23 protein-coding genes and 1 tRNA gene are annotated in these 22,861 nt (G+C 56.6%); 6 read left to right on the top strand and 18 right to left on the bottom strand.

The genetic code is table 11. The features are described 5' to 3' along the window. Positions 1-170 precede the first annotated feature (170 nt). From SH661x_RS01985 to SH661x_RS01920, 14 genes are all read right to left on the bottom strand, one after another. A complete protein-coding gene (locus SH661x_RS01985) occupies positions 171-458 on the bottom strand; it encodes a hypothetical protein (RefSeq protein WP_437224960.1) in 288 nt (95 codons plus the stop codon). A 730-nt stretch (positions 459-1,188) separates the two neighbouring features. Continuing rightward, complete coding sequence (locus SH661x_RS01980; RefSeq protein ID WP_437227516.1) at positions 1,189-1,395, bottom strand: hypothetical protein; 207 nt, start codon at positions 1,393-1,395, stop codon at positions 1,189-1,191. A gap of 365 nt (positions 1,396-1,760) precedes the next feature. After that, positions 1,761-2,090, bottom strand: coding sequence for a hypothetical protein (locus SH661x_RS01975; protein ID WP_437227514.1), 330 nt, complete (start codon positions 2,088-2,090; stop codon positions 1,761-1,763). A gap of 271 nt (positions 2,091-2,361) precedes the next feature. Next, on the bottom strand, positions 2,362-2,613 hold the full coding sequence (locus tag SH661x_RS01970; protein WP_437227512.1) for a hypothetical protein: 252 nt from the start codon (positions 2,611-2,613) through the stop codon (positions 2,362-2,364). Between the two features lie 44 nt (positions 2,614-2,657). Next, complete coding sequence (locus SH661x_RS01965; RefSeq protein WP_437224948.1) at positions 2,658-4,748, bottom strand: ParB/RepB/Spo0J family partition protein; 2,091 nt, start codon at positions 4,746-4,748, stop codon at positions 2,658-2,660. 1,198 nt (positions 4,749-5,946) lie between these two features. Next, a complete protein-coding gene (gene csrA / locus SH661x_RS01960) occupies positions 5,947-6,150 on the bottom strand; it encodes a carbon storage regulator CsrA (protein WP_437224945.1) in 204 nt (67 codons plus the stop codon). A 158-nt stretch (positions 6,151-6,308) separates the two neighbouring features. Next, positions 6,309-7,079 carry a hypothetical protein gene (locus SH661x_RS01955; RefSeq protein ID WP_437224943.1) on the bottom strand — a complete coding sequence of 257 codons (771 nt, stop codon included), beginning with the start codon at positions 7,077-7,079 and terminating at the stop codon, positions 6,309-6,311. Positions 7,080-7,144: 65 nt separating this feature from the next. After that, complete coding sequence (locus SH661x_RS01950; RefSeq protein WP_437224941.1) at positions 7,145-7,504, bottom strand: hypothetical protein; 360 nt, start codon at positions 7,502-7,504, stop codon at positions 7,145-7,147. 46 nt (positions 7,505-7,550) lie between these two features. Further along, positions 7,551-7,820 (bottom strand): hypothetical protein, encoded by a 270-nt coding sequence (locus SH661x_RS01945; RefSeq protein ID WP_437224938.1) that lies wholly within the window; start codon positions 7,818-7,820, stop codon positions 7,551-7,553. A 341-nt stretch (positions 7,821-8,161) separates the two neighbouring features. Beyond that, positions 8,162-9,394: a hypothetical protein gene (locus tag SH661x_RS01940; RefSeq protein WP_437227510.1), complete on the bottom strand. Its 1,233-nt coding sequence runs from the start codon at positions 9,392-9,394 to the stop codon at positions 8,162-8,164. 339 nt (positions 9,395-9,733) lie between these two features. Then, positions 9,734-10,216 carry a hypothetical protein gene (locus SH661x_RS01935; RefSeq protein WP_437227508.1) on the bottom strand — a complete coding sequence of 161 codons (483 nt, stop codon included), beginning with the start codon at positions 10,214-10,216 and terminating at the stop codon, positions 9,734-9,736. 116 nt (positions 10,217-10,332) lie between these two features. After that, positions 10,333-10,605, bottom strand: coding sequence for a helix-turn-helix domain-containing protein (locus tag SH661x_RS01930; RefSeq protein WP_437227506.1), 273 nt, complete (start codon positions 10,603-10,605; stop codon positions 10,333-10,335). Positions 10,606-10,611: 6 nt separating this feature from the next. Next, positions 10,612-11,169 carry a hypothetical protein gene (locus SH661x_RS01925; protein WP_437227504.1) on the bottom strand — a complete coding sequence of 186 codons (558 nt, stop codon included), beginning with the start codon at positions 11,167-11,169 and terminating at the stop codon, positions 10,612-10,614. A 373-nt stretch (positions 11,170-11,542) separates the two neighbouring features. Next, a tRNA-Asn gene (locus SH661x_RS01920) sits at positions 11,543-11,615 on the bottom strand. A 365-nt stretch (positions 11,616-11,980) separates the two neighbouring features. Here SH661x_RS01920 and SH661x_RS01915 point away from each other — a divergent pair. From SH661x_RS01915 to SH661x_RS01890, 6 genes are all read left to right on the top strand, one after another. Further along, entirely contained in the window at positions 11,981-12,685 is a 705-nt protein-coding gene (locus SH661x_RS01915; protein WP_437227502.1) for a GntR family transcriptional regulator, read from the top strand. A 109-nt stretch (positions 12,686-12,794) separates the two neighbouring features. Then, entirely contained in the window at positions 12,795-13,796 is a 1,002-nt protein-coding gene (locus SH661x_RS01910; RefSeq protein ID WP_437227500.1) for a DUF1559 family PulG-like putative transporter, read from the top strand. Positions 13,797-13,875: 79 nt separating this feature from the next. Then, a complete protein-coding gene (locus SH661x_RS01905) occupies positions 13,876-14,268 on the top strand; it encodes a hypothetical protein (RefSeq protein ID WP_437227498.1) in 393 nt (130 codons plus the stop codon). A 59-nt stretch (positions 14,269-14,327) separates the two neighbouring features. Beyond that, a complete protein-coding gene (locus SH661x_RS01900) occupies positions 14,328-15,425 on the top strand; it encodes a sialidase family protein (RefSeq protein ID WP_437227496.1) in 1,098 nt (365 codons plus the stop codon). A gap of 80 nt (positions 15,426-15,505) precedes the next feature. After that, a complete protein-coding gene (locus SH661x_RS01895; protein ID WP_437227494.1) occupies positions 15,506-16,342 on the top strand; it encodes an HpcH/HpaI aldolase family protein in 837 nt (278 codons plus the stop codon). A 58-nt stretch (positions 16,343-16,400) separates the two neighbouring features. Next, entirely contained in the window at positions 16,401-18,014 is a 1,614-nt protein-coding gene (locus SH661x_RS01890) for a sodium:solute symporter family transporter (protein ID WP_437227492.1), read from the top strand. Positions 18,015-18,056: 42 nt separating this feature from the next. Here SH661x_RS01890 and corA read toward each other — a convergent pair whose 3' ends face one another. From corA to sppA, 4 genes are all read right to left on the bottom strand, one after another. Beyond that, positions 18,057-19,175 (bottom strand): magnesium/cobalt transporter CorA, encoded by a 1,119-nt coding sequence (gene corA / locus SH661x_RS01885; protein ID WP_437227490.1) that lies wholly within the window; start codon positions 19,173-19,175, stop codon positions 18,057-18,059. A 49-nt stretch (positions 19,176-19,224) separates the two neighbouring features. Continuing rightward, on the bottom strand, positions 19,225-20,373 hold the full coding sequence (gene dprA / locus SH661x_RS01880) for a DNA-processing protein DprA (protein WP_437227488.1): 1,149 nt from the start codon (positions 20,371-20,373) through the stop codon (positions 19,225-19,227). 92 nt (positions 20,374-20,465) lie between these two features. Then, a complete protein-coding gene (gene truB / locus SH661x_RS01875) occupies positions 20,466-21,392 on the bottom strand; it encodes a tRNA pseudouridine(55) synthase TruB (RefSeq protein ID WP_437227486.1) in 927 nt (308 codons plus the stop codon). Positions 21,393-21,509: 117 nt separating this feature from the next. Beyond that, positions 21,510-22,532, bottom strand: coding sequence for a signal peptide peptidase SppA (gene sppA, locus SH661x_RS01870; RefSeq protein ID WP_437227484.1), 1,023 nt, complete (start codon positions 22,530-22,532; stop codon positions 21,510-21,512). Positions 22,533-22,861: the final 329 nt, after the last annotated feature.

The following is a 22,861-nucleotide window of genomic DNA, read 5'->3' as shown; positions in this document are numbered from 1 at the left end:
AAATCAGGGTTCTCGGTCAAAAAAAACGTGAGCGGGAGGGTTCGAACCTCCTTGCCATTCCGAGTACGTCGGTCCGACATTTTCCGCCGTTGCAGTATCGCGTCCGACTTGCAGCGATCCCCCAGCTCCAACGCTGGCACCCACCTGTGCGAAAATCAGGGTTTCTCGATTCAGAAATCTTCACAGGCGAGAATGAAGGGGACTTCCAGTTCCTCAATCATCAACAGGTCCCACATCTGGTTCTCGAAAGAGTGCGTAGTTCCGTCGTCCTTGAAATAGGTGAAATCTTTCCACTTCTCGAAAGGGACCTCTTCCGGTTCGGCGATCAGTTCCTCCGCAATCGCCTCCTCGCGGGAGTATCCAATATGCCCCAGATAGCACAGGATTGCTTGCTCCAGGGAGTTTGCCGCAACCCAAACTGCCGACTCTGAATTAAGATTGAAAACCCTCGGAAACATCACAGCGTTCGTGTTCAAAATCATCTCCTCAGCGCGAGAATCTTTGGTTATCGGTTCAGTCGATCTGATCAATAAATTCTGAGACATTGGTCGCCCCGGGAACCAGCTCCAAGCTGCCCCCTTCGATGACGTCGACCCACGATAGATTCACGCGGGGAGCGAAAGTCCTGACGAAAAGAAAACCGTCCTTCTCCATTGCCCAGACTGGAATATTCAAACGGTTCCAGTCGGGCCGTTTCCCGCTTAACCAAAGTCGAACATCGATTGTGTTACGAGCTCGCGCTGGTGTCACAGAGAAGTCTGCACCCGGTTTGCAGAAGCCTCTCGGAAGCCCTAGGGCAATCGTATTGCCGAGACCGACCATAGTTCCCAGCACATGCCCCGTGCATCGCTGTTCCTCTTCCGAATAATTGAATCGCCCACAGTTACGATCGATTCCGCAGACGCAGCCAGGGCATTGAAACCGCTCTACCATCTCTGTTGTGTTCACTGAATTCTCCCTGGCTCGATAAGTTTGGTTTCTCGGTCTCAAAAGTGACCGTCTCTCCGGTCTGTCACGCCTGGTTGATGATCTGCCCATTGCAGATCGCCGCAGGCCGGCGTTCGCCCCTCGCGTGGCGGGGTCTGAGGTCCATGGGCTTATGCTTTTCCGGCCGACTCCCCATGGTCTACGGCTCAGCAAACCTCCCTCCCGCGTTTGCACCGCGGTTAAGACCCCTTTCAAGGTATTTCATTCCGCCGGGGTGAAGTCGACGTAGTACTCCTTGCCCTCAACGAACTGCTCTGCGGCTGCATCATGCAGCGTTTGGATGTCGATGCTTCCGCCTGGTGTGTACCGGAAGAACTGCTCATTCTCCGCACTTCCGTTGATAACCGGATTCAGGCGGATGTTTCCCCCGTCTCGGCTGATCACTTTAAATTTCGCTCTCACTGCCATTTCGAACTCCTTCACTCTTGAGGTTAAATCCCGCACAGCGCGGGAACTTTGGGTTCTCGGTTAAAACGGAATCCACTCGTCTTGACACTCTTTCCGGCAGAAGTCGTCGGCCCAACCCTTACCGCGAAACCTCTTTCCGCATTGGTCGCACTTCTTTCCGAGTATGATCTTCGCTGCCCATTTGAAAGGTCGGCGGAATTGGTACTTCACTGTGTTCCACGCTCCATGCTCTTCAGGGGGGAAGTCGTAAACGTGAAGCCCGCACCGCTCACAGAAAGGTCCGTGAAAAGGGTCGCATCCCAACCACCAGCACAAGAAAGAGCGTCGATTGAACATGGTAGCGCGGTAATCCTTGGGTTCTCGGTTCACTTCCTCGTCCGTTCAATTCGTCGAAACAGGTCGATAAACTCAGCGTAGGCGGAACCGGGCCTCAAGCATCGACAAGTGATATCGATAGCCCGTACGTCGTTTTCCCCGGTCCACGTTTCTTTGTCAGGCGAGAACAGGCGTCGTCGCTCTGCTATTAGAACTGCCTGGTCAATCTCTTTTATGACGTCCTGATGAGCGTCGAAGTCGATTCCGAACGCTTCCCCGATTGCCTTCTCAATTCTCCTCTCGATCACGGAATATTCTGGCAGCATGATCTTCAGCGGCTTTACCACATCTCCGATGTAAGCTTCCGTTGCATCGTGCATCAGGACTGCGAGGACGGCCTCCGTTGAGCGACGATCTTCAATAGCGACTTCCGCGCAATTCACCGAATGCTCTGCAACCGAGTAGAAGCTGCTGATTTGCCCGCCAAAACGACATGTATTGGACAGCCCTTTCGCAATGTCAAAGATGTCCACTTTGTCAGAACTTGGAGATGCGAGGTCAAAATATCCTCCCGCAAAACAACGAATCGTATTGTTCAAACATCCGAATGCTGTCACGTTTGGTTCTCCCCCAGCGCGTTAACGCTTTGTTTTAGAACCGACTTCCTTCGATCCATCCACCTTCTTCATCACAGTGATGGCCTTCGTGGCCTTCCTCCAGTTGACAGAAATGACGCCCGATCGGGAGTCCTCCGCGAAAGAAATTCCAGCACAGACGACCATGATCATTGCGGATCCAATATCGCTTGTTCGCCAGATCCATTCTCAACTCTGCCAGGCGATCATTCACCGCCTGAGCCAGCAGAGAATCCACTTCAGGATTCTGAAGTTGCGTTTCCATCATGTTCACTCCCAGCGCGATAATCCGGTGTTTCAGTTCACTCTTAACTAAACTGGTTCGAGTCCCGGCGGGAACTCCCCAGGCATCCACTCTGCGAGCAGCGCGGGAATCAACATCTCCTTGCTCGCTGACAGCTCTTTGAAGTTCGCGATATCGTCGCACTCGATCCGCTTAGACGCCGGCAGATCCTTGAGGAGTGAGAGCGGGTAGATCTCCAGCACCTCCGCATCAGGTCGCCAGTCGGTGGCGTAATCGATCCCCAACATCGAGCAGAGCTGGAGCAGTGTGGAGACATCGTCAAAGAGATCCGTGCAGCCCGAATCCGGATGTTTTCCGAAGAGCTGCGTCAGGATGTTACGGATCACCCGATCCAGATCAGCAGCTTCATGTTTCTCGAGGTACTGCCAGAGCTGATCCGTCTTCAAAAAGCGGTTGGGGCTCTCCTCCAGCTCGATGCCGAGGACCGTTGACATCAGCGTTCGATTGCTGATGACGTCGTACATCGCCTCTGTGCCGCTCAGGGTAACAAACAGCTTCAGCGGCGTGAGCCGGTCTTTCTTCGGCAGCTTCGCGACGGCCTCAGCCAACTGCAGGCAAAGCCATTTTTCTTTCGCCTGAGCAACCGCATGTTCATCGTACGTCGCGGCTGCCGGCTTCTCGTTCTCCGCTGGAGCGGATGGAGAGGCCGCTTTCTGTTTCTGCTTCGCTTTGGCTTTCGCCTCTTTCGAGAGCTGACTGTAGAGCGTCAGATTAAAGGCTCGTTTCTCGGTCCCGCCCCAGCTGCGGGGAACTTCCAGAATGTCCAGAGCGTCCCGGTTTTTATCAGTCACCCGAAACGGGCAATTGTCATGATACTGCCCCTGTGCCGTTGGCCGACTGACCCGTCTCACGGACTCGTTGACCAGGGCTTCGAACTTCGGAACACTGATCGGTTCCCATCCATTCCCTTCTCGGTTCTTCACATCCGCCTGCAGGTCCTTCTGAACTTGAGCGATGACAGCAGGCCGGTCGAGCCACGTCGCCAGACAGCGGGCATGCGTCGCACTGATCACGTGCGTGGTCACGAGCTCCTGCAGCTCGTCCGGCAGCTTGATCAGCACGAGATGATTCGCGATGCTTCCCTGGCTGTGCCCCTCCCCCAGTCGCTTTGCCAGGTCCCGCTGTGAGCATCCGAGCGTGTCGAGCATGGACTGATACCATCGTGCCCGCTCCAGTGCCGTGAAGTTCTTCCGGTCCTCGTTATCGCGGCCGAGGATCTCGATCGCCTGCTGCTCCGTGGCTTCGATGATCCGGACCCGGAGCGACTCCCATCCGGCTTGTTCCGCAGCCGCCCGGCGACGATGGCCCGCGAGCAATTCGATCCTGCCAGGCTGCGTCGGATGCTCGCGGCCGATGGCCTCGACCAGCTGCCCCTGACTCTTGAGCGACTGCACCAGGTCGGCAATGTCGACCTCTCCACTGCGAGGGTTGAGTGGATGCGGGAGCAGCTTCGACAGCGGCACATCGCGAGTTTCGACGTGTCGAGCCTGAGTGCTCTCTGCGGCTGCCGGCCTTGATTTCCCTTTGCTCTTTTTCGCGGGAGCCTCTGGCAACGGATCTGGCAGCAGAACAGGTGTGCTGCATTTGCCGCAGTCGGTCCGGGCGATCCCATTGGTTTCACCGCAGCCGGCGCAGCACCATGCGAGTTTGCCGTTGACGAGCGGGAAGATCCTGTGCGGAGAAAGCGCATTGACTGTTGCTTCTTTGGACGCGGCCTCCTCCTGAGTCTCGGGGACCTTTCCAACGAACGATTCGAACTGATCGGCGATTTGACCGGCAACTTCCGCGAGACGTTTTTCATCAGCCGGGGATCCTTCTGCGAGTTTCTCAAGCCAACGCGAGACCTGTTGTCCGGCTGCTTTGATCGCTTCCGTCTCGGTGGGGCGGACCTCCTGCGGGTCGCACTCGACATCCAGGCTCCTGGACAATTTCGCATCGTAAAGCACCACTCCGAATCCCCATCGATCGGGGGCGAACTGAACGGAATCCAGTTTGCCAGAAACTTTCAGGCGGGATTCAATCCGCAGCTGAGTACTGTTGGGGATTGCTGTTGCTGCCTCAGCGGAACGGGCCTTACGAGTCTTTGTCGAGACGGACATGCTGACGATCCTTCTTCAATTGAATGGGTGACTTGCGACCTATGTGGCAACAATTGCACACTCGGCATCGATACACCGACAATCCTGGGTCTCCGGCATTCAGGTGCCTTCTGACCATCGCTCTCGCTTGGCGGCGCGAGAGCTTGAGTTTCCGTGTCACTGAACAACGATCAGCGTTCTCAAAATCCACCTGTTTCATCTGCCACCAGCTTCAGAAGTTTCGGCGCAAAGAGGTTGCCTGTGGACGCTCGCCAGCGTGGCGAATCTGATTGAACAAAGTGACGTTTCCAGCTCTCTTCGCCATCCGCTGCAGATCACCTGGGGTCATCCGATTCAGCGTATCGCCAACCTGAGTTTCGAAGTCTGTTGGGGACTCGCCATCATCCGCGGAAGGTGCGACAAGAGGCCAACATTCCTCTGGAGCGAAGCTGCTACGCGCCTTTCGCAATCGCTTGTAGAGCTGAAAGGGAGTCCAATTCTGTGCCGCAGAATGTTCGCTAAAAAACCGGCAAATTCGCATCGCATGGTCGGGAGTTACATGCTTTCGAGCGACGTCCACCGCAAGGTCAAAACGATCAACTCCCAGCTTCACAAGCTCCTCCTCCACCTCACTCCAATTTGGGGGATGTAGGGGGAGCGGTTCCTCTGTGCGATTCAATGGGCGTTTCATATATAGTGGGATGGACCCACTGTCCACTGGGATGGACCCACTGTCCACTGGGATGGACCCACTGTCCACTGGGATTGTGCGTCTGCCTCCTCCGCGTCGTTTCCGGCGTTGCTGATCTGGTGCCGGGCGGTCACCGAAGATCACCTGCCAGTTGATCGACAGCTGCAGCCTGGGATGTCCTTTTCCATCGGTGTCATTCCAGACGGTAATGATCCGAAGCTGGTTCTCGAGGCAGTCGATCGCACGGCGGACAGTTTTCACGCAGACGCGTGCGCAATCCGCAATCGTGTCGAGAGAGGGCCAGGCGGTCTCCTGCTCTCGCTGATGATCGTCAATGACTCGAAGTATGGACATCAAAGTTCGTCTCGCGACGGGCTGCCCCAATCCCACCAGACGGTTGGGCAATGGGTAACTGTTGAGGGCTCGCAGTTGTGCACCGCGATCCCAATCAATAGGCGTTTGGCCGGGAAGCGATTCCCGCTTTCTGCGTGTGCGTCGTGCAGATCGCATTCATCATCCCTGACGAAGTTATGCTGCTGAGGATGTCGCCTCGGCGTCTTCCTTGCTTTGTAAATCCTTCAGCGCGGAGTAAATCTCCTCGCGATAAATTGCGATGTTCTTTGGAGCTTCAATGCCGATTCGCACCTTATCTCCACGAACCTCCTGGATTCGGATCACGATCGAATCCCCGATCATGATGCGCTCACCCCGCTTGCGTGATAGCGTTAACATTCCGTGTACTCCTGCTCCTGGCCGACAGCATGCCGGAAGAATTGATAGGTTTCCGATCCATATCGGAAACAATGGCCACCACGGGATTCGAACCCGCTCTCCAGAGTCCTCGGTAGGACGCTGGCCCCGCCCACTGCGAGAAGGCAGCCAAGTCAGCGTTAAGGGACGCCGACAAAGATCGGTGTTTCTTCGAAGCTCTGCTTCAGGGTTGCGACGATTGCGAGTTGTGCCATTTGCTTCGCTTCATCGAGTTGTCCCGGATGCGGCTCGATCTTGAGAACTTCCTCCATCGGATTCGAAAAGAGCGTACACATCACGATGACGTTGACATCCACTTCCTCACTGAATGCGGGGAAAGGATGAAATTCAAACGAGACAGTTTCTGGTAACGCTGTCTCTCCGGTCACTTGAGCGGCAACGCTTTTTCCCATGCCAGCCGTCGTTGCGGAGATCTTTCCCGTTGTTTCCGCCTGGGAAGCAAACTTCAAACTCTTCAGCGCATCCAGCGTTTGCGGGGGATCGATTGTGCAATCACAGAGATCGTGACGAAGAAAGTCCACAATCTCCTGCTGACACTTCCATCCGGATTTCTCGAGCTTCGAGAACGCGACATGAGGTTCCAGCTTCATCGTGACCCGGGAATCACGTCGGCTTGCATTGTCGTGATCGAGCACCACGACGATCTGCGACATGGAAACCCAGATTGAATATCGTTCAGTCACTCCGAACAACTTGGCCGCTTCCACCAGGCTGGACAAGGTTCCAACCTGATGCAATCGCGGTGTCGGTGATTTGGTTTGAAAATCGATGTCCTTTTTTCCTGGAACGTAGAGGGCGACACGATCATTGTCGCTCAGCTCCGGAATCACCTTTGGGTGATCCGCATTGCGAGTCAGCATCGCCAGCTTGTCGATAGCATCTGAAATCATGAGTAACTCCATTTAAAACAAACTTTGAAAGTGGAGACCAACAAAACCGAATCCGACTGCGGGAATTACTCCGCCTCTTCCTCCCCAGCGAAATCAAACTCGTTTTGCCCTGGAGCAGTGCGGGTGATCGCAGAGCTGGGATCGAACTGGATGAACCCGCGTTGCATTGCCGGGACCAGCACACACTCCCGAGCCTCTTTGTTCGGAATGTTGTCTTTGATCCGAACTTTGGCGACGATCGTGTCCAGGTCGCGGTCACTGCAACGTGGCTCGAACGTCATTTCGAGCGTGAGTTTGCGAGCCTTTTTCAGCGCGGGCCGATCGTCCAGATCGTTCAGGATTCGGCGAAGTGCCTGATCAAACATCACCTGAACAGATCCGCCGTCGTAGTCAGCCAGATTGGCCAGTTTCAAGTCCTTCGACACATCACACCTCCTTTGTTGATCCTGATTCAAAACCGAATTGCACGAACTACAACGCATCACCAACAGCGGAGGCCGCTGCTACCAGGGCGACGTCCTCGGGGACAAACGTCTGAAGTGATTTCTGAACGGATTGCAGCGTCACCTTGAATTGCGTGGGCAGTCGCTCCGAAACACCGGAGACATGCAGGGCTGTCAGCAGCGCAAACAGCTGCGGACGCGTGAAAGCGATCGTGCAAGGCTTCTGGTCCGGATCATTCGCCCAGGCGACGGCATCAGAGAGCATCTGGTTTGCCATAATCTTGGTTGCCTGAGTCATGATGCCTTTACCCCTCAGAAAACAAACCGGCTGCCGTTCGCATTCGCCGACACCCCCCTGAAAGTCAGAGCGAGGAACACCCTCACTCAGCGGAACGGCAGCCGGTCAACACTTCCCCGCCCCACAGGGGGAACGCACACGAAAATAAGATGAGGGGCGCGGCTGCACGTGCGGGCCGATGACAGCAGCCGCGCCCTCAGTTGCACGCGCAGAGACGGGCCAGACCCCGCGCGTTGCACTCGGTGTGAGAAACCCCCTGGGGCCTTCCCTCCCCAGGGGGGACAAAGAACTGTCAGTTCCCGCACCTGCGGGCCGGCTCAGTGGAGAACTGACAGGAAAGCTTAGAACAGCATCTTCTGACGGGGAGCATCGAAGAGCGGAGCCTGAAACTCCGGAGGGAGCGGCAACGACGAAAGCACTTTTAGAACTCGGTCCTCGTTGAAATCGTAATGCTGTTGCGTGACCCTGCTCTGCACTTCCCGATCCGGCGACCGATCGTCCGCATGTCCTGTGATCGAGTCTCCGATGCCAGGCATTCCCAGCGAGGAGCCGTGATCGTTGATCCACTTCGTCGCGGTCTTCCTCATGTGCTTGATCTCGTACTCTGGTCGATCGCCATCGAGTCCCGGTTTCGGCTTCACCCCAGCAGCTTCGAGAATCTCCTTCCACTGCTTGTAGAACGATCGATTGCAAAGAGGAAACGGAAAGACTGGCCCCTTGGCGTCTGGCGGGCGAATCGCATCGAGATGCTTCCGGTAAGCGGAGATCATCGGGAGTACCAGCGGTTCCGGTTTCTTGTTCTTCTGCTTCTGCGGCACATAGATGATCCAGCCCAGGTCGTTCACGGCCTTGCCGTCCGGATGCGGTGTCTCCACGTCGTCCCGGATCCCTTCCCACTCGAGCGTTTCCATTCGCTTCAGATTCCGGACCTGCTCCTGAGTTCGAAACCCGTAACAACAAAACCCGACGAGTAATGCTTCCCAATACAGAGGAGCTGGGAACGGCATCTTGTTCGGCCACGTTGCGACCCGACAGGCCTTCTTCAGCTCCACCGCCTCCTTGTGGGACAGGTGGAGTTTCCGGGCTGCCTTTGTGATGGGGAGCGGATCCAGCTTCGGGAAGGCCCCGATCAACTCGTGCTTGACGGCGGTTTCGCCGATCGCCTGGATCGATCCAACGTGCTTGTTCAGCGTGCGATTTGTAATCGGAGTGAGTGTCTCCGAGAGCCAGGTCCGCCACTCCAACAGCGCAGAACGCGTGATTTGAGTGAGTGTCGGATAAGCAATCCGACACTCCACCCCAGCGTCCGCCACTCGCACAGCCCCACTCCTGGTGTCCCAGAATTCGTGCCAGCGGTTGATGTGTGTTTGATATTCCGAGAGCGTCGATGGCGAATTTCGCTGCATTTCCGGCAGCCGAAACCCTCGCCAGACTGACTCGATCGTATGTGCAACGGCAGCCCGTGGTGGAGAAGCGGCTGGCGTTGCCTCCGGAATCTCCTCGACAACATCGATCGGTTCCCAAATCCGGATAGCCGAACGATCGCACGGAAACGTAAGTGGGAGCTGAGGCATTGGCACTGCCCCCAATCGCAAGAGCGGTGATTGAATAGCAGAGAGCTGCGAAGAGTCGAGAACAAGTTTGCAATCGAGAGAGATGGCAGACATGGAACGGCAATACTGATCGGACAAACTGCACAGCGCGGCGATCCTTCGACGTCCTCCGCACTCGCAGTACTGATGTCATCATTTGCGGCCCCGTGCCGCGTCCCGGATCAGCCGTCCCGCGGCTGATTTCAGACACCTGTCTTTTTCGCAACATCATGCCCGCCACTCCCGCACTTGTGTCAATTTGTGAATGAGTGTTTTTTCTCCGGATTCACTCGCCGGGGAAACACCTATGAGTTCAAGGGGTCAGATTGATTCTGCCTGTTGCGACGTTTGCAGGAGTGCTCCCTGATGGGAGGATTTGCGATCCAGTGACCGCAGCACTGTGGCATCAACCTCGACTGAGAAACCCTGAGCCAGGAGGCTCACGATCAGGTGCGGTCCGATTTGCCGGAAGGCCCGGCCGTCAACGAGCAGACGACCTTCCTGCCATTCACGCGCCGGGGCGAGATTTCGCTGTGCGATCTCGCGATCGGCAGGCTCAAACATCCCGCACCAGCCATCCACAAAAGCAGACTGAGCGGCACTGGACGGGAACCTCAGCTCGTACAGATCGCGACCATCTGCCAACAGCTTTGATGTCGAGAGGATCCGCACTGGAGCAACTGCGGAGAGCAGTAGTCGCTGTTCACGGTGAGCTGCGGTCGGACGCAGATCGATGACGTCTTCAGCTTTGAGGGGGCTGGCGAACAATGTCGCCGCCGCCAGGGGGATGACCAATCTTCGCATCGTGGACCTCCTGAGAAAGGAGGCCGGCGTGTGAGTCACGAAAAAGAAAGCGCCGGCCGTTCATTGCTGAACGTCGGCGAGTTTACAAGCTATCGCTTGATTGTCAAGCGATAGCTTTAAATTCCACTTTCGACGTGTTCCATCTCCGCGAGATTGAGACAGACGATCGAGAACGAGGGAGACAACAGATCCCAGGGATCAGTGACATGCAGCGCCGTCGCGAACCGTTCGACCATGTCCAGACTCGGACATTTGTTTGTGCGAAGGTACTCAGAGACAAGCTGAGCGCTAACGTTCAGACGCCTCGCGAGCTCGCTCTGATTTATCTCGAGCCAGTCAATAGCGAGACGAACATTGGTCTTGAAGTTTTTATGTAGTATCACTTCCATGGTCTCCTATTGTATCGCACTGGTTTCGCTGCCGTCATCAGATTCAGGCAAAAAAGTTGCTGCATAAGTCGCGAGCAGGGCGGGGTCAGAAGAATTCCGCCCCTCTTCCCAGAGGGCTACGCGAGCCAGCCGTGAGCAAAGGCCTTCGAGCGGGATCTGATGAGACCTTGCAAGCGAGACAAGGAACTGCTGCTTAAGCTCTTTCTGGCGGCGTTCAACAGTGGTCCACTCGGACCTTGGAATGACCGGCACTCCAGCGTCATTGACAAATGGACGATCCGCTTCGACGGCAGCAGCCCTCACGCTCATTCTGTACTCATGCATCAACTGCCGCTCGGATTCAGAAGGGCGAGTTGCTGGATCTCTCCAATTCCATTCGATTTTTGATGGATCGAACTCCGTGGCTTCGTCATTCGGGCCCACTAAAAGATGTGCGAGGTAAGTGCCTCCGAACGGGAGGGCAGTCTCTTTCGAATCGAAGACCTGAATGCCAACTCGTCTGAAGCCAGCATCGGGCTCCGTTTGACGCATCTCAGCCGAGGTGAGCTCGAAAATCTTAGACATCACCCTGACGACCTGATCCTTGTTGGATGGGTCAGGCAGAATGATCCTGACGTATCTGTGCTGCCAGTCGCCGTCGCGACCATCAATCTCGTATAAGACCCACCCAGAACTGGACGCCTCATCCTGGAGCTGCGACTCCAGGGAAACTGCGGGTTGCTTCAGAGACTCGTCAGCGAGAGGAGCGGTAGCAGGATTTTCAGCGGAGCAGCTGCAGATCAGCAGTAACAGAGGGAGCGCGGCCTCGAACAAATGAATCGAGGTGGCAGGCGAAAAGCGATCCAAGTCGCTATTGCAGCCCCTGTGCATAATCCGACACTCACCGGTCAGAAGAACTCTTCCCGCCGCATGATTTATGCGGCGGGAAGAAAGGAAGCTCCTCGACCAGGGCTCGAACCTGGGACCTGCGGATTAACAGTCCGACGCTCTACCGACTGAGCTATCGAGGAATCGTGTTGGGCTACGTAAAGTATTTCAATTTTCGTGGAAGATCAACCCAGATTTTCCCACGAGTCTGATGCTCCGGCCAATTTGAATCGGAAGATGTTCCCCGGAACTTGAAGGTTCTCCTGAGAACCAGCTCTGCAGCGACAGATTCTCGTCCGCCTTCCATTTACCTTCTGCAACTCTCGACCAAATCGCATTTTATGGACGGGCGCCCGGGCCGTTGCGGAAAACTTCCAGGCGCTGCTGGAATTCTTCGAGAAATGTTCTTGCAACGAACGATGGTTAAGAATATATTGATGTCATCCAATCTGGATATCCACAGTGGAAAGTCGTGACCCACCGCCGCTCGAGATTGAATTGCCCCCGCATGTCCTCCGCATCGCAACTCGACAAAGCGTACCTGTACATTCGACAGCAGATCGAAATGGGCATGATTCGCCCGGGACAGTCGTTGTCCCGTCGCAAGCTGGCAGAGGAAATCGGAGTCAGTTCCGCTTTGGTTCAGCAGGCCCTCGCACAGCTTGATCGCGAACGCATCACCGAGAGTCGTCCCCGCAGCGGGACCTATGTTCGAGAGCTCTCGGAAAAAGAGTTTTCAGACTTGTGTGACATCCGCGAGCTCCTGGAACCACACGCTGCTGCCTGTGCCGCCGAGCGAATCACCGCGGATGACCTGCAGATTCTTCGCGAGTCCTGCAGCCGCTACCAAGCCCTGAAAAGTGAACAGCGCTGGGACGGGAACCCGGCGACAGCGTGGCTGCATCGCTGCCAGACGATCCGCGAAGAGCTGGTGTTCCATGGAACAATCCTGCGAGCTTCGGGGAATGAAATCCTGACCAACCTCGTATCCACGCTTCGACTGATCGGACAGGTCAGCCCCGGGTTGGTCTATGAGAACGGAGAAGACCACGAAAACAGTCCGCTGGTGATCGCCTGCGAACACGAAGGAATTGTCGAAGCCCTCGAGGCCCGTGACCCTGAATTAGCCCGCGAACGGATGCTGAATCACATCCGAGGTGCCCGCATTCTGATTCGCAGCACATTCTCCGATTCAGCCACAGAGAGTCTTTAGGGGCCCCATGCACTATTCCGGCGCGACCCGCCGGTTGAATCCATCGATTCCCGTTCGGGAACAGACTGCTTCATGTCCATCATTACTTATTGAGGTGTCAGGAGCTCTCATGAAACGTGTGAAAAGAATGGGCTTTACGCTCATTGAACTCTTGGTTGTGATCGCGATTATCGCGGTCCTCATCGCCCTCCTGCTGCCGGCCGTCCAGCAAGCCCGGGAAGCCGCCCGCCGTACTCAATGCAAAAACAACCTGAAACAGATCGGCCTGGCAATTCACAATTATCTGGATGTTTACAGCACACTTCCGATCGGAGCGAGAGTCGGCACGGCACGTACCGGCTGCAACGCCAGTGCTCAAGGGATCAACTGGCGAGCTGCCATTCTGCCGCAGCTGGATCAGGGAAATCTGACGAATTCGATCAGCTTTCAGAACACGTTTTTCCCGACCTGCCCGGGATTCAACACCGCTTTGGGGAGTCTCTCGTTACCCGTTTACCTATGTCCCTCGAGCACGGTGGGTCCCTTCGTCGCCCCGACAGGGTCCGGGACTCCGACCAACACTTCGAATAAAGTGATGATCATTCAGTACGTCGGAATTTCCGGTGCGGATGCGGACCCGGCAGGCCGTCCCGGAACATGCAAATCCTCATTGCGAGGTACGGTCTGTGACAACGGACCGCTTCGTCCGAATCAGGTGACCAAACTCAGAGACCTCACGGACGGAACCTCGAATGTGATGGTCGTAGCAGAGCAGTCCGGAAGGGTTGGTACCGAAGTCATCTCGTCCAATTACTTCGGAGGATGGGCGGGCGGTGGAGAATACCCGACGGGGGCAGGATCAACAGTCGCCACGTTGCCCACAACCGGGTCGCCGAACTTCTATCACAACGGGCTGACAGTCGTCCGTTATCGCCCGAATTCGAACTCGCCCACTGTGGGGTTCAGCTCCCAGTCCTATGAGACAAATACGATCCTGAATTCTCATCACGTCGGAGGGATCCAGTCCCTCTTCGGAGACGGCAGCGTCCACTTCATTTCCGAGAACATCGACATGGAGACCCTCCGTCGACTCGCTTCAATGGATGATGGGCAGGTCGTCGGTGAGTACTGACTCGTCGGGATCAATACAACGTCACCCCTGGCAAGATTCGATCGTTCTTTGCGGATTTCTTATGAAAGAGCCTTTCAGAATGCGATCTCAGCCGTTCGTAGCGGGCCTGCTCTGCCTGCTGCTTGCAGCCTGTGGAAAAGGGGGAGGCCAGACCGCCGGTCGAGTGGAAGGGACGGTGCAGCTGAAGGGCTCCCCTCTCAGCCGGGGGGTCGTGATTTTCGAGAATCCCTCAAAAGGGGTCTCTGCGTCGGCGTTGGTCACCGAAGGACGATTTCACTTCGATCAACCATTTGATCCCGGCGAATTCCAAGTCGTCGTGACTCCTCCACCCGCTCCCGCGCCACACGAGATGTCATCAGAGACAGCGTCCCCCTCAGTCAAGATCCCCGAGAAATACAGAAATGGTTCCAGCAGCGGCCTGTCCGCCAAGGTCCAATCTGGCGTCAATGACTTCCAATTCACGCTGGAATGATAAAGAAACGGTCACCATCGACTCATCAGATCCATTCTTTTCGAACACCGACTCCCCCCATGAAACACACTCGCGAACCCACCTCCCTGATACTTGGCTGCGCAGCCGTATTGTTTCTCGGATCCAGCGTCTTTGGTGAGGCCCCCTCTGCCAAGCTGGGGTCGAAATCAGAACCAGACGTTGTTCTTTACGAAGGAACGTATCCCGGCTGGCCTTGGATCACCGCTGCAGCGGATGGAACGCTGTATTGTGTCTTCCGAGAAGGAACCGAGCATGGATTCTCCGCATCCGGCAAAGCGATGATGGTGAAGAGTACAGACCATGGAAAAACCTGGAGTGAGGCTGCCGTGGTTGTGGATGATCCGGGCGTCGACGACCGGAACGTGGCCATCACGGAGCTTCCCAATCACGATCTGCTGGTGACCTACAACACGTATCTGCAGGTCTCGGTCGATCCTTGGAAGACGGTCTCTCAGGCCAAATTTGTCCGTTCTTCGGATGGCGGGAAGTCGTGGAGTGAACCACAATCAGGACCGCTTCCCAACACTCAAACACGTTCCGCCGTGCACGTCATGGCTGACGGGACATTGATCTGGCCCATGTACATCGCTCCGAATCTGGGGGCCGTTGCTGGCATTTCCAAAGATGATGGCCAGACCTGGGAAGCGGTTCGCGTTCCTGACTCCCCCGTCTTCACAGGTGACGAATGGGATGTGCAGGAAGTTGAACCTGGGCGTCTCGTCGGCATCATGCGAAACGCACACCGCAAGCCTTTCAATACGTATCAGTTCAAAACCGAAAGTCGGGACGGCGGGCGAACGTGGGAAGTGCCGGAACAGACGAACCTGCATGTGAAAGTGGCTCACGCTCCCGCAAACATCTTCCTGCAGAATGACAAACCGACTGTGATCTATCCGGACCGCCGGAGAATTTCCGTTTCGGCCGCGAAGTCCAGCGACCCCGCACTTCTGAACTGGGATGTGGAGCATCAACTGGCCTGCTATCGCTACAACGCAGACGAGTCACAGATTCCCGACGGCAGCTACGCTGTTTCTGCTCCCACGGGTCCCCATCAGCGTCTCATCGTCGATTATGAAATCCGCCCGGAATCCAAGCGGATCACCGGATACTTTGTCGATTTCCCCGAAGACTGGTAGCTCTCTCTCCTGCGGGACGTGATGTGAAACTTTTCGCAAACGTCCCCCTTCTGTTCAACGATCTCACACGAAACGGATTCATGCGTCCCAGCCGAATTAAAGCCAAACTGGCTCATCAGGAGCCGGTGCTGATTACTGCTCTCCATTTCTACGACCCCTCTGTTTATGAGCTGGCCAGCCTGCTGGGGTTCGATGGACTCTGGCTCGATCTGGAACATCATGCAACTTCCGTTGAGACCGCTTCACAGTTGATCCGGGCAGCGCGCGTTGGGCAGTCCGATGTTGTCGCCCGGCCTGCCAAGGGGGAATTCATGCGAATGGCCCGCCTGCTGGAAGCGGGGGCACACGGCATCATGTACCCCCGTTGTGAAAGTGCCGATGAAGCCCGAGAGCTGGTCCGCTGGGGCAAATTTGCTCCGATGGGAACACGGGGTTTCGATGGCGGCAACGGCGATATGCCTTACTGCATGGAAGACATGGCTGCCTATGTCGAACAGGCGAACAAGGAAACCTTTCTGATCGCGCAGCTCGAAGATAACCAGGCGGTTCGCAACGCAGACGCGATCGCAGCGGTCAACGGGATTGACGTTCTGTTCTTCGGTGTCGGAGATTTTTCCGTCCTCAACGGCATTCCCGGTCAGTTCAATCACCCCAGCATCTGGGAAGCGATTGAAGCGGTCGCTGCAGCAGCCCGACGTCATGGAAAAGCATGGGGAACTCCCAGTTTCAATCCGGCTCACGCTGAACGGCTGATGTCGATGGGAGCAACATTCCTTTCTCACACTTCCGATCTCATTCTTTTGAAGCAAGGTCTGGAACGGATGCAGCGGGACTACAGCCAGCTGGGCTTCACATTCGGTCCGATGATCTCCGGTTCAGCGGACCAGAACGGTTACGCTTCCGGCGTGAGGAACTGAACTCCCCGCGCGACGACTGGAAGCTGCCTGAGATTCCGAACGAAAGGTTTTGAAGACAATGCCGGATACCGGACTGCCGGTCGAATCAGGGCTGAAGGGATTCGATTTCATTGCGATCGCCGCGTACCTGCTGGTGACATTCGGCATCGCGTTATGGTTTGGCAGGAAGCAGCATTCCACCGACGACTTTTTTGTCGGCGGCCGAAACGTTCCCTGGTTCGCGGTCGGTCTGAGTATCCTGGCCACGCTGTTCTCGACACTCACCTATCTTGGAACTCCCGGTGAAGTCATCAAGCACGGCATCGGGCTCTTCTCCGGATACCTCGCCATTCCCTTGTCTGCTCTGGTGATCACCAGACTCTGGATCCCTTTCTACATGCGTCTGGGTCTCACCAGCGCTTATGAGTATCTGGAACTCCGCTTCAGCTACTCCATTCGCGCCATTGGAGCCAGTCTGTTCCTTCTCTTGCGTCTGGGCTGGATGAGCATGGTTGTGTTCGCTGCTTCCATGGCATTGGATCGAGTGAAAGGGCCTGACCTGACGTTTCTCCCGGGCCCCGACCTGTACTGGTGGATCCTCGTCGTCGGGGTCGTCGCGGCGGTTTATACTTCGATTGGCGGAATTCAGGCGATGATCTGGACCGACGTGCTGCAGTGCCTGCTGCTCCTGGCGGGAACGCTGATGGTGATCTCGGCGGTGATGACAGCGGAAGGAACCGGCCCGCTGCATTGGTGGCGAACCGTGGCGGTCGAGCAATCGTCACATACCACTCCACCGCTCTTCAGCTGGGACCTGACCGTCCGCGTGACGATCATCACCGCGATGATCAACCGGTTCTTCTGGGATATCTGCACGCATGGGTCCGATCAGGTGGTCCTGCAGCGGTACTTTTCGACCCCCACGCTGCGGGCCGCCCAGCGGAGTTACCTGATCAGTATCGGAACCGACCTGCTGATGGTCTCACTCCTGACGATCTGCGGCTTCGCCCTGCTCGTCTTCTACCTCGGACACCCCGAACGACTCCCCCAGGGGTGGACGTTGGCGAATTCCGCGGACAGGCTGTTTCCTCATTTTCTGAGCAGCCAGCTTCCTCCCGGCTGCGCGGGGCTGGTCATTTCGGCATTTCTCTGCGATGCCATTCAGACTCTCGAGGCGGGCGTGAACTCCGTGACCGCCGTCGTGACAACAGACCTGCTTCCCCGGCGGAACACAGAAACGAACGGTGCGACATCTCTTCGTTTTGTGCGCATTCTCAGCATCATTATCGCCATCGCGGTTTCTATGAATGCGATTCTGATTGCCAATCTCGCCAGTCACGGTGGACTGACACTCATTGACCTGATGCCGCGATTCTTCAACCTGTTTATTGGTCCGCTCGCTGCCACGTTCATGATCGGAATGTTTCTCCCTCGCTGCTCGAGTCGATCTGTTCTGGCCGCTGTCGCTGCCGGGGTGTGCATCGCAATTCTCTGGAGTTGGGGCAAAGAGATCTTCGGACTCTCCGCAGGTCCCACGATCCTTCTTGCGATTGCCGTCCCCTGTGTATCGACGATTTTGACAGCCGCACTTCTCAGCCTGATCCTGGAAGACGGAAAACCGCATCCGGGCCAGCGATTTACATGGCGGGGAGTCGTGCTTGGCCGACAGACACCTTCACGGCATTCCAGCTGAATGAAAGTCCGTTTTTGAGATTTCCTCGCGAGCAGAATTCTCCTATCGCTGAAACCAGCCTCTTGTCCAGAACAGGGCCATCAGCACCCCGCCGACCGCCGCCATCAGTGCGAGGGAAAAAGGATAGCCGTAGTACCAGTTCAATTCCGGCATATTCCACGGAGAGGCTTCCGGGTTGAAATTCATCCCGTAGATCCCGGCAATCAGGGTCATCGGCATGAAGAAGGTCGACAGCAGCGTGAGCAGCCGCATGATATCGTTGGTCCGCTGACTCAATTCCGCCAGATAAAGTTCCTGCAGCCCCAGACACGATTCACGGTCGGTTTCGGAAACGTCCATCAGCTGGACAACGTGATCCAGACAGTCGCGAAGGTAGATGTGCGTTTCGGGTGAGATCAGCTCGTTCTCCAGTCGCAGCATCGAACTGAGTGAATCGCGATGTTGCCAGAGCAGCTTCTTGAGCAGAATCAGTTCGCGGCGGATGTCGTGCAGGCGACCGAGATAGGCCCGTCCTTGATCGGTCGTCATGGCTTCATCGATTTCATCCAGCTGACTCCCGATCTTTTCGAGTCGCGGGAAGTAGGCATCGATAATGGCGTCGAGGATTCCATATGCCAGATAGTCGGCTCCGCGACTTTGAATGCGGGCCTTCTGGCGAATGCGGACTCGCAGGGAATCGAAACAGTCTCCGGGATCTTCCTGAAACGTGACGACGAAGTTACTTCCCAGAAACAGACTGACCTGCTCGGATTCGAGCGGCTGATTCTCGTAGAGCATGCGGGCGACAATGAAGAGATGATCGTTGTACTCTTCGGTCTTGGCTCGCTGATGAATGTGGAGAACGTCTTCGAGTGCGAGGGGATGTAATCCAAAACGCTGACCGATCGCTTCGATCACGTCTGCATCTGCCAGTCCTGCGACGTCCAGCCACAAGACCTGATTGGGACCAGGCTGCGGGATCTGGGCAACCGAATCCAGCGGCTGCTCCACGAAAGTTCCGTCGCCGTAGAGCATCATCCGGAAATGGGTGTGCTGCTTGGTCTTATCGGAGACGAGCGTGCCGGGGGGAGCACCGGGGGACGTGCGACGATGAAACTTCCGCCGACGGGCCAGATTCATGACCGTCCGCTGCACATTGCCGACTCTCTGAGACAGACTCACGAACCGCTCCCTGCCGAATCACAGTTGAGGCCCCTAGCGACCTTCAACCTTACCCCGTCACCCGTTCAACATAGCTTCCCGGCAGTCTGCGAACGAGTCGACGCATCTCCAGAACAGTCAGCGTCGACAGGGCCCGGGAAAATTCCATCCCCGCCTGGGCCAGCACAGCGTCGATCGCTGTCGGAGCAAAATCGATTAGATTCAGCACCGCCCGCTCCTGCTCATTGAGGTTCAACTCGCGCGCCACCGCGACCACCTGCTGTGAGTTGACAGGAACGGGCTTAATGCTCGGCCCGAGTGCTTCCAGCAAGTCATCCACGGAGCGGACGAGCATCGCTCCATCCCGAATCAGGTCATGGCAACCTTCACTGGCTGGACTGTCGATTCGCCCCGGCAGTGCGAACACATCCCGCCCCTGCTCCATCGCATGGCGAGCTGTGTGCAGGGCTCCGCTGTTGCGGGTGGCCTCGACAATCAGAACTCCCAGAGACAGTCCCGCGATGATGCGGTTCCGCTGAGGAAAGAGACCCCGCAGAGCGGTTCTGTTCAACGGGGACTCCGTCATGAGTGCCCCACTGTGGGTGATCTCCTCAGCCAGTCCTTTGTGTTCGGGAGGATAGATATGCGCGAGCCCCGGTGCACAGACCGCCAGAGTTCTGCCTTGGCCTTCAAGGGCTCCTCGATGAGCAGCGGCATCGATGCCCCGCGCCAATCCGCTCACGACCGTGACTCCCGCCTGTGCAAGTTGACTGGCGAAGCGGTGTGCCTGCGTCCTTCCGTAGTGAGTGCATTGCCGGGCTCCGACGATGCCCACTGCGAGCAGATCCTGCTCTTTCAGATCACCACGAATGTAGAGCACCGGAGGAGGGTCGTGCGTCTCGCGAAGCGAAGCGGGATACTGCGGCGACGTCCTGAAGAGCAGCTGAGTCCCCGTCGCACAACAGCGTTCCCATTCCGCCTGCGCCTCTTTGAATTCGCGTCCTTTTGTGATCGCAGCTGAAACCTTCGGGCCGATCCCGTCGACCCGGAGCAGCTCTGTTCCGGAGGCTGCGAAGACTGACTGTGCATCCCCGAAATGATTCAACAACAGCGACTGCAGTCGGGGCCCCAGCCCTGATGTCAGGTTCAGCTGCAGAAGTGCCAGCGATTCCTGGTCGATAGACGCGTCGTTCGTTTTCGAACCGTCAAGATCCCGCATGAGCCCGCCCGTTGGTCAATGCCGTTGATCAGCTGGAATGACATCACTCTTCCCTGCACTGCTGACCCGAGACGCCAGTATATCAACGGGACTCAATCTTGCATGCGGAAGACCAGCTGCGGAGCAACCCGCCCTTCTCGCTCGACGGCGATCGCCACCAGCTGGTTCTGTGAATCTGTCACCGCGAAAGTTTCTCCCGGCTCCTGTGCGGTCGCCAGTCCGGCCGGCCAGGGGAGTGTCTGACCGAATCCAAGTAACTGAGACTCCTGAGGAGTGACTGAGAATCTTCGAAGATGTTCCAGCATGGCCAGCGGAGAAATCAGATGTTCCTTGATGCTGGTCAGATCCAGCGACCGGGGATCGATCGCCTCGGACACCGGGAACGGCCCGACCTGAGTTCTCACCAGCCGGGACATGACTGCTTCGGTCCCCAGGAGCCGACCGAGATCGCGACCGATCGAGCGAATGTAGGTGCCGGTTCCACAGTCGATGGAGAGTGCGAAGCGGAGGACGGGGGCCGCATCACAGCCGTTGACTTCGATATTTTCCCATCCGAACGATTTCAGTTCCAGCCGCGAAACAAGCACTTCGCGGGCAGAGAGCTCAAAGGTCTCTCCCTGACGGGCAGCCTTGTAGGCACGTTTGCCGTCAATTTTCACTGCGGAGAAGGCAGGCGGCACCTGCTGAATCTTGCCCATGAACGTCGGAAGGGCGGCCTGCAGGGTCTCCGCCGTCAGCGAAGCCGGCACCTCGACCGGCTGGAGCGTGCCGTCGACATCATCTGTTTCGCTGCGAAAGCCGAAAAGGAACTCTGCCTCGTAGCTCTTCTGGTGATCGTGAATGAGCGACACCAGTCGCGTGGCTGGTCCCAGGCAAACGACCAGAACTCCAGTCGCCAGAGGATCCAATGTTCCTGCGTGGCCGACTTTCACTTTTCGACCGACAATCCGGGCGACCCGTGAAACCACATCCCGCGAAGTCACCCCCGCGGGCTTATTGAGATTGAGCAAACCAAACATGAAAACGAGGGGACAGGGAAAAGAGGTCGGGGGACAGCAGAGATCGTCGCATGACGCAAGAGGCAGAAGCTCACAGAGAGTCGTCTGACCTCTGCCCCCTCACCTCTGACCTCTTTTTTAATAGTCCCGGTTCGACATCCCGGCGGGCCATCCAAAGAAGTACATCGCCCGCGGAACACTTGCATCCAGCAGACGCGAAACCGGATCGGGAGTCGAGACCCGAGCGGACGCACCCAGCAACGATTCTGAAAGACTCTTCGGATAGCTGTAGTCGACGACCCGAACGTCTTTGAGTCCGAGTTTGGACTTCAGCGCTTCGAGCACGTCTTCTTCGTAGCCAATCTTGTCGACCAGTCCGTTCTCGACAGCCTGATCAGCGGTGTAGACCTGTCCGGTTGCCAGGGCTCGGACCTGCTCCATGTCGAGATTTTCGCGACTGTCATCGATCACTTTCAGGAACCGCTTGAAAGAGTCGTCGAGAATCACATCCCAGACCTTCTTCTCCTCTTCCGTCATCGGCTTGAGAGGATTGAGTGTTTCTTTCAGCGGCCCGGTGACCAGTGAATCCGAAGCGATGCCGACTTTCTTGGCCAGCTCACTGGCGTCATAGCGCGGCATGATCACGCCAATGGAGCCGGTCCAGGTGGTCGGTTCGGCATACACCGGGGCTCCGGGGCCAGCTCCCATCGCGATGTAATAACCTCCCGAAGCTGCGATTCCTTTCATGGAAACGAAGACCGGCTTCTTCTGCGAGAGCTTGATCAACTCGTGGTAGATTTCGTGACTGTCGGAAACGAGTCCTCCGGGGCTGTCGATGATCAGCAGTGCCCCTTTCACGTCATCCTGCTTCGCCACATGCTTGATGGTGTCAATCAGGCGTTTGGTGTGCGGCGGCATGATTGTGAAGTCCGTCACCAGACGGGCAATCTTGGCAGTGGCAAGCTTGTCGCCGGAGTGAAACTTCTCGTTGGGAGGCTCGATCTCTGCGAAGTAGCTGGCACACAGAACGCTCAACAGCAGATTCACGAGAACCGAACCGACCAGGAGCATGAAGACCAGAGCGAAAAGCCAGCGTCTTCTTGGCTGGACGAGCACAACCGAAATGGGTTGCCCTGGAGCGGCGGGGGGGATGGCGTTCATGTGAACCTGGGCGATTTACCAAAAGTTTTCGGATGTTTTCGGCTGTGCCGCATTCACTCGATCTTCGGATCGAATCAATTGCGATCAGCGTAAGCGTCGTCACGGCATCTTAATGGCCAGACCGATATTTCCAATGCAGCCAATTGTAACGGCTGTAGTCCCTTGTCCAGAGTCTCAACCCCTGCCAGGACCTCCTGGCAGCCGGAGTTTGGGGAAATTCGCCCTGAAATTCCAGGTGTGTGGCCGGACCGCGATTTACTGAAGTTTCCTCGTCCGTTCGTGGAATGGCGATGATGACGACGGGACCAGCAGGTTCCGGAGAAGTCATT

Origin of the sequence: Planctomicrobium stercoris, from assembly GCF_051465655.1 — a bacterium.
Taxonomy (GTDB): Bacteria; Planctomycetota; Planctomycetia; order Planctomycetales; family Planctomycetaceae; genus Planctomicrobium.
Note: the sequence above shows the minus strand (reverse complement) of the source record. Positions and strands in the feature narration are given on the sequence as shown.

Coding starts and splice junctions, on each gene's coding strand:
- SH661x_RS01985 (WP_437224960.1), bottom strand. CDS start 458: ATGTTTCCGAGGGTTTTCAATCTTAATTCAGAGTCGGCAGTTTGGGTT.
- SH661x_RS01980 (WP_437227516.1), bottom strand. CDS start 1,395: ATGGCAGTGAGAGCGAAATTTAAAGTGATCAGCCGAGACGGGGGAAAC.
- SH661x_RS01975 (WP_437227514.1), bottom strand. CDS start 2,090: ATGCACGATGCAACGGAAGCTTACATCGGAGATGTGGTAAAGCCGCTG.
- SH661x_RS01970 (WP_437227512.1), bottom strand. CDS start 2,613: ATGATGGAAACGCAACTTCAGAATCCTGAAGTGGATTCTCTGCTGGCT.
- SH661x_RS01965 (WP_437224948.1), bottom strand. CDS start 4,748: ATGTCCGTCTCGACAAAGACTCGTAAGGCCCGTTCCGCTGAGGCAGCA.
- csrA (WP_437224945.1), bottom strand. CDS start 6,150: ATGTTAACGCTATCACGCAAGCGGGGTGAGCGCATCATGATCGGGGAT.
- SH661x_RS01955 (WP_437224943.1), bottom strand. CDS start 7,079: ATGATTTCAGATGCTATCGACAAGCTGGCGATGCTGACTCGCAATGCG.
- SH661x_RS01945 (WP_437224938.1), bottom strand. CDS start 7,820: ATGACTCAGGCAACCAAGATTATGGCAAACCAGATGCTCTCTGATGCC.
- SH661x_RS01940 (WP_437227510.1), bottom strand. CDS start 9,394: ATGCCTCAGCTCCCACTTACGTTTCCGTGCGATCGTTCGGCTATCCGG.
- SH661x_RS01935 (WP_437227508.1), bottom strand. CDS start 10,216: ATGCGAAGATTGGTCATCCCCCTGGCGGCGGCGACATTGTTCGCCAGC.
- SH661x_RS01930 (WP_437227506.1), bottom strand. CDS start 10,605: ATGGAAGTGATACTACATAAAAACTTCAAGACCAATGTTCGTCTCGCT.
- SH661x_RS01925 (WP_437227504.1), bottom strand. CDS start 11,169: ATGTCTAAGATTTTCGAGCTCACCTCGGCTGAGATGCGTCAAACGGAG.
- SH661x_RS01915 (WP_437227502.1), top strand. CDS start 11,981: ATGTCCTCCGCATCGCAACTCGACAAAGCGTACCTGTACATTCGACAG.
- SH661x_RS01910 (WP_437227500.1), top strand. CDS start 12,795: ATGAAACGTGTGAAAAGAATGGGCTTTACGCTCATTGAACTCTTGGTT.
- SH661x_RS01905 (WP_437227498.1), top strand. CDS start 13,876: ATGCGATCTCAGCCGTTCGTAGCGGGCCTGCTCTGCCTGCTGCTTGCA.
- SH661x_RS01900 (WP_437227496.1), top strand. CDS start 14,328: ATGAAACACACTCGCGAACCCACCTCCCTGATACTTGGCTGCGCAGCC.
- SH661x_RS01895 (WP_437227494.1), top strand. CDS start 15,506: ATGCGTCCCAGCCGAATTAAAGCCAAACTGGCTCATCAGGAGCCGGTG.
- SH661x_RS01890 (WP_437227492.1), top strand. CDS start 16,401: ATGCCGGATACCGGACTGCCGGTCGAATCAGGGCTGAAGGGATTCGAT.
- dprA (WP_437227488.1), bottom strand. CDS start 20,373: ATGCGGGATCTTGACGGTTCGAAAACGAACGACGCGTCTATCGACCAG.
- truB (WP_437227486.1), bottom strand. CDS start 21,392: ATGTTTGGTTTGCTCAATCTCAATAAGCCCGCGGGGGTGACTTCGCGG.
- sppA (WP_437227484.1), bottom strand. CDS start 22,532: ATGAACGCCATCCCCCCCGCCGCTCCAGGGCAACCCATTTCGGTTGTG.